3 protein-coding genes and 1 pseudogene are annotated in these 5,205 nt (G+C 54.7%); 2 read left to right on the top strand and 2 right to left on the bottom strand.

Going from position 1 to position 5,205, the window contains the following annotated elements:
- Positions 1 to 142 precede the first annotated feature (142 nt).
- Positions 143 to 1,114, top strand: coding sequence for a hypothetical protein (locus AC4FIC_RS14905; protein ID WP_476195191.1), 972 nt, complete (start codon positions 143 to 145; stop codon positions 1,112 to 1,114).
- Between the two features lie 274 nt (positions 1,115 to 1,388).
- Positions 1,389 to 4,013: a bifunctional diguanylate cyclase/phosphodiesterase gene (locus AC4FIC_RS14900; RefSeq protein WP_476195193.1), complete on the top strand. Its 2,625-nt coding sequence runs from the start codon at positions 1,389 to 1,391 to the stop codon at positions 4,011 to 4,013.
- Here AC4FIC_RS14900 and AC4FIC_RS14895 read toward each other — a convergent pair.
- Together AC4FIC_RS14895 and AC4FIC_RS14890 are read right to left on the bottom strand one after the other, a co-directional pair.
- The gene (locus AC4FIC_RS14895; protein ID WP_476194618.1) at positions 4,010 to 4,939 is read right to left on the bottom strand and encodes a DMT family transporter; all 930 of its coding nucleotides are present in this window, start codon (positions 4,937 to 4,939) and stop codon (positions 4,010 to 4,012) included. The genes AC4FIC_RS14900 and AC4FIC_RS14895 overlap by 4 nt on opposite strands.
- A gap of 69 nt (positions 4,940 to 5,008) precedes the next feature.
- Positions 5,009 to 5,205, bottom strand: a pseudogene (locus AC4FIC_RS14890) (class 1 fructose-bisphosphatase); the annotation flags it as partial.

The following is a 5,205-nucleotide window of genomic DNA, read 5'->3' as shown; positions in this document are numbered from 1 at the left end:
GTTAATCCCGCTCGGGTCGTCAACAGAGCCCAGACTCGATCGGGCGAGGTTACCACTTCTATTTCATGGAAAAGTGTGGTCATAATGGATTCGCGCTCCTTAAGCCAGTCCCCTTTTGTTCAGTCTAACAGAGACTATCAGGATGCTTAACACACGATTGATCGCTGCGCCCTTTTTCATGACGCCAGATGGCTCACTCAATAGCATGGCGGTGTCCAGCGACCGTTTAGCCAGTGATGATCCGCTGTGCGGCACAGCCAACCTGACCGCCTATCAGCTAATGTCTCGCCATGCCTTGATCGGTCTATTAGACGCCCAGGGCCACAGCAGCCAGGGCCAACCGCGCGTCTTTTTAAGCCATTTTAATGCCGACCGACTCAGGGATCGATGCACAGTGGATATCTTTGCCCAGCGTCTTGCTGTGGTGGTCCACAGCGCACGCCATTATGCCCCGTGGCAACAGGGTACTATCTTTCAGCAGGCGCTCAGCCGACATTGGCAGCGGGTGCAGACCCTAGTGATCGCCGGGGGCCTGAGCAGTCAGCAGTTCGGTATCCATCTGGCCAGTGCAGTGGCGGGGCGACTAGCCGACCTGTCGGTGATTTGTTCTCCTTGGGGGGCCGATACGGCGCTCTATGGTCTGGCCCAGACCTGCCGGAGTCCAGACGATCTATTGGTGCTCGATTTCGGCGCAACGGCCATTAAAAGGGCTATTGCCCATCGCTATGGTAACCGCCTCGACATGCTCAGTACATTGCGGGTGCGCGACTTCAGTCTCGACGGCCAGATCCGAGCGCCCCAGCTGCTCGCCATCCTGCGCCAGACTCGGGCCGAACTGCCAGGGCCCATGGCCGTGGCCATCAGCTTGGCAGCTTACCTCGATCACGGTCATCCCTTCGATTATCATGCCGGCATCTACAGCAGACTGCGCCAAGATTGTCGGCATCTGGCCAGCACTCTCGACAGGCAATGGTTACCGGCATGCGGTTATACCGGCTTGGCTCTGCTGGAGCACGACAGCGCCGCGGCAGCCTTAGCCTTCCAATTTCACCTCCCCGCCATGATGCTCACGTTGGGCACCGGTATGGGCTCCGCGCCCTGCCCCCTGGTATAGATCCGGGACCAGAGGCTCAGCCTCGGTCATCAGTCGGCCTACCGATTCACCTGCCTTCGACTACACTCAATAAGTAGGTCAAATTCGGCATCATCCCAGGGCTCACAATCCGAATACGATCCAGGTAACCGTGTCGGGTATGGGTCGCAGACCAGTGCAATTTCCCTTCAACCAAGTGCGCGGCCGTTCAATAGGTTTAAGACTGCGCAGATCCTGACTTGAGGTGTAATATTATTAACTTCAGTACCAGTCCTCATGCGGCGGGATTAGCGCCATGACCCGAGCGCTAACCGGCTTGGCCTTGGTCTGCCTATTCGCGATACCCTGGCTCGATTCCGTCTGGCAGGAGGCTACCTTGGCGTTGCTCGCACTGGGCAGCTGTGGCTGGGTTTTTTTTAGACGAAACGGCAATACAGCGCTTTGCCTAATCTTGATGGCCGCCTGTCTCGTGTTGCCCTTTGTAAAGTGGTTTGAAGGCGCCCTGGCAAGCAAGGCCCAAGCTGCGCCATTGCGGGCGTTAAACGCTGACCTCGATTTGGCGGAAAAGACCGTGAGCCAATTTTTTACTAATAACGATGCCATCTTGAATTCAATTGCAATTCTCGCAGCCCAACAAGCCGATATCGAGAGCGTTATTTATCATTCCTGGTTAAGGCAATTATTGCCGGAGCCGCGCAATCTGTTTCTCAATGTGGCGCTATCCACGAACTTGGTGGTTCGCCAAGTCTACCCACTCAACAGCGCAAACCAGGCGGTGCTGGGGGTTGATTTAAACGCCGTACCGGGCCAAGGACCCTATTATCGAAGCGCACTCATGACCCAAACCAGCACCTTGATCGGACCGGTTATGCTGCTTCAGGGCTTTCCGGGCATCATCTTCGTTCAGCCGGTGACGGGGCCTGGCCAACGCTTAATCTCCGGGGTACTGGCACTCGATCGGTTGCGCTTGGCGCTGGAAGAGGACGGCGCAGCGGATACCGGCCTGGCCGTAAGTGTGCGCGGGGCGGGTCAGACCTATTCATTAGTTGGCGGCTTGTCCGATACGGACCCGGTGCCCATTAAACGCGTCCTAAAATACGACGCTATTGAAATTAATCTGGCGATGTCTTCGGCCGCAATGCATCAGATTGCCATCCGCAGCAATACCGTGATCCGACTCAGCGCGTTTGCAGTTTGGCTATGTCTGTCGTTCGTTTTAGGCTGGCAGCACCTGAATTTTTTACAGCGGGAAAAGCAGAGAAAGGCGTTACAAAAGAATGAGTTCGAACTTATGGCCGCTCAACGACTCGGCCAGATGGGCTCATGGTGGCGCGATGAAGGCGACCGAATTCAACTCAGTGAACCGCTCCAGGAACTGTTGAACTATCCAACCGCCGACATGTCCGTAAGCGATTTTCTCGCCCTGCTGCATCCGGATGACCGAGTTAAGACGACGAGCAGAATTCGGGCCTTCAAGGGCACCGATGGCGACCAACTGAGCCTGGAACATCGGGTTAAGATTGGCGATCAGTTTCGCTGGTTTGAGCACCGACTGGCGAAAACCGATGCCACTCGGTTTAGCGGCTATGTCCGGGATATTCACAATCTGCGTAAACGCGATGAGCAGGTGGCCCAGCTTGAATCGAACGATTCATTAACCGGTGTTGCCAACCGTCACTACTTTAAACAATTAACTCTGAAGAACCTTGCCGTGTGCGCTCGACGCCACAGTCATCTGGCCCTGCTGTTGATCAACGTCGATGATTTTCGCGCGGTCAATGAAAAACACGGTCAGTTGGCCGGCGATGAGTTGCTGATCCAGATCACCCAACGGCTAATTCTGGGTTCGCGTAAATCGGACTGTGTCGCCCGGCTCTCAGGCGATACCTTTGCCATTGCCCTAGTCGATATCGACAAAAATAAACAATCGGTAATAGTTGTTGAGAAATTATTACACAGCCTTAAGGAACCTTACCAGTTGGATGCTGATGTCTACCCCCAACTGACCATGGGCGTATCGATGTATCCCGACGATGCACAAGATTATGAGCAACTGCTGCAGATGGCCGAATCGGCGCTGAGTTCGGCAAAAACCCATGCCCGAGGCAATTACCGTTATTACTCGCCTCGGCTGACCAAAGAGAACGAACGGCGCCAACAAATACTGTCTTCCTTACCCGCCGCGATCCGTAACAACTATCTCCGCCTTGTCTACCAACCAAGGGTATCGGGCGGCCACCCCAGTCATGTGCACAGCATGGAGGCACTATTGCGCTGGCATGATCCGGTTCTGGGTACTGTGTCGCCAGGCGAATTTATCCCGATCGCCGAACAGACGGCCCTGATATCGGATATTGGTTACTGGGTCTTGGAAGAGGTCTTTGCCATGATGGCGCACTGCCAACATCGCTTGCCCGCTAACCTCAGTATTTCGATCAACCTATCGCCGAAACAGCTCGAAGATCTGCATCTGGTGACTGCGATAACCGGCCTGCTCGGCCAATATGGGGTGCGCGCCAGTCAGTTTGAATTGGAGATTACCGAATATTCAATCAGCAGTGAATCCGCGGCGATGATGGGCAATATGCGGGCCCTCAGCAGCATGGGTTTTAAGTTTGCCTTAGACGACTTCGGTACCGGCTATTCCAACTTAGGCATATTGCAATCGTTGCCGCTCAATGTACTCAAGGTCGATATCACCTTTATTCGAGCGATTGGTACCTCGATCAAATCCGATGAGCTGGTGCGGGCTATTTTGAAGATGGGCCATACCTTGGGCTTACGAGTCGTCGCCGAGGGCGTAGAGAGTGCCGAACAGGTAGTCTTTCTGTCGGCACTGGATTGTGAGGAATTGCAGGGCTATTACTTTTTCAAACCCAAACCGATCGAGGAACTGCTCGAGCGCTTCAAGCGCGCCTAAACCGGGGCCGGGACTGGCACCACGGTTTGCCGGCGCGACAGCAGCAGGGTTGAGGCTACACCGACAATCACAATCGCGATACCACTCCACTGGGTCAAGGAAATGTGCGCGTTAAGAAAGGCCATGGACAACATCGCGTTGAATAGCGGTGCCGTCGTCACCATTAATCCGGCGATAGTCGGGTCGGCCAAGCTGACCGCCTTATTCCAGCACATAAAAGACAGAATCGATGGAAAGATTGCGACAAAGGCAATCGACCACCACAGTTCCGGTGGCGGCACAAAGATCGCCTCATGGCGTACATCATAGAGCCAAAAGGGCAGAATCAACACGCTACCAACACCGACAAAAAAGGTCAGCAGCCCGATAGGCTCAATCCCAGCGTGGGGCAAGCGCTTTAACAGCACCGAATAAAATGCCCAGCTGCTCACCGCACAGACCATCAATAGTTCGCCGAGCCAACCGCGTTGCTGGCTAAAAAACACCGACCACTGGCCATTGCTGACCACTACCACGGCACCGAACACCGCAACGATAGAGGTCAGCCACTCCAGCCCGCTCAACTTTCGGCCGCCCAGAAAACCCGACACCACCGCAATAGACAGTGGCATTAGAGCCAACATGGCACCGACCTTAACTGGCTCGGTGTATTCCAATGCCCAATATTGCAGGGTGTTATAGAAACCGACACTGAGTAAGGCGAGCAGACTTAAGCGCGGCAAATGTTGACGATACCAATGCCATTGCCGGTAAATTCGAGGCAGACCGAAGGGCGCCAAGAGGACGAAGGCTAAGGCCCAGCGGAACTGAGACAGGGTAAAGGCCGGCAGCGTGGCAACCACCACCTTGCCGACAATGGCATTGCCCGCCCAAAATAGACTAGAAGTAGCCCCTAAGAGGGCGGCTAAAAGAACAGAATGACGCACGGCAGATCCACCTCAAAAAGAGCAGTATGGAGCAGCGCGCCTTGCCTGTCGATTCAACTAAGGTACCAGTCAGGAAAACTCTCGTAAAAAACGCTCTAATTTTTTTACCATATGTTTTGAGCCCACGAAAAACGGTACCCGTTGGTGGAGTTCAGTCGGGTTGATGTCCAGCACGCGAGCGTCTGGGCCGGAAATGGCCACACCGCCCGCCTGCTCCGCTAAGAAGGCCATCGGATTACACTCATACAGCAAACGCAGCTTGCCCA

The sequence above is a fragment of the Reinekea sp. genome, assembly GCF_982785585.1.
Note: the sequence above shows the minus strand (reverse complement) of the source record. Positions and strands in the feature narration are given on the sequence as shown.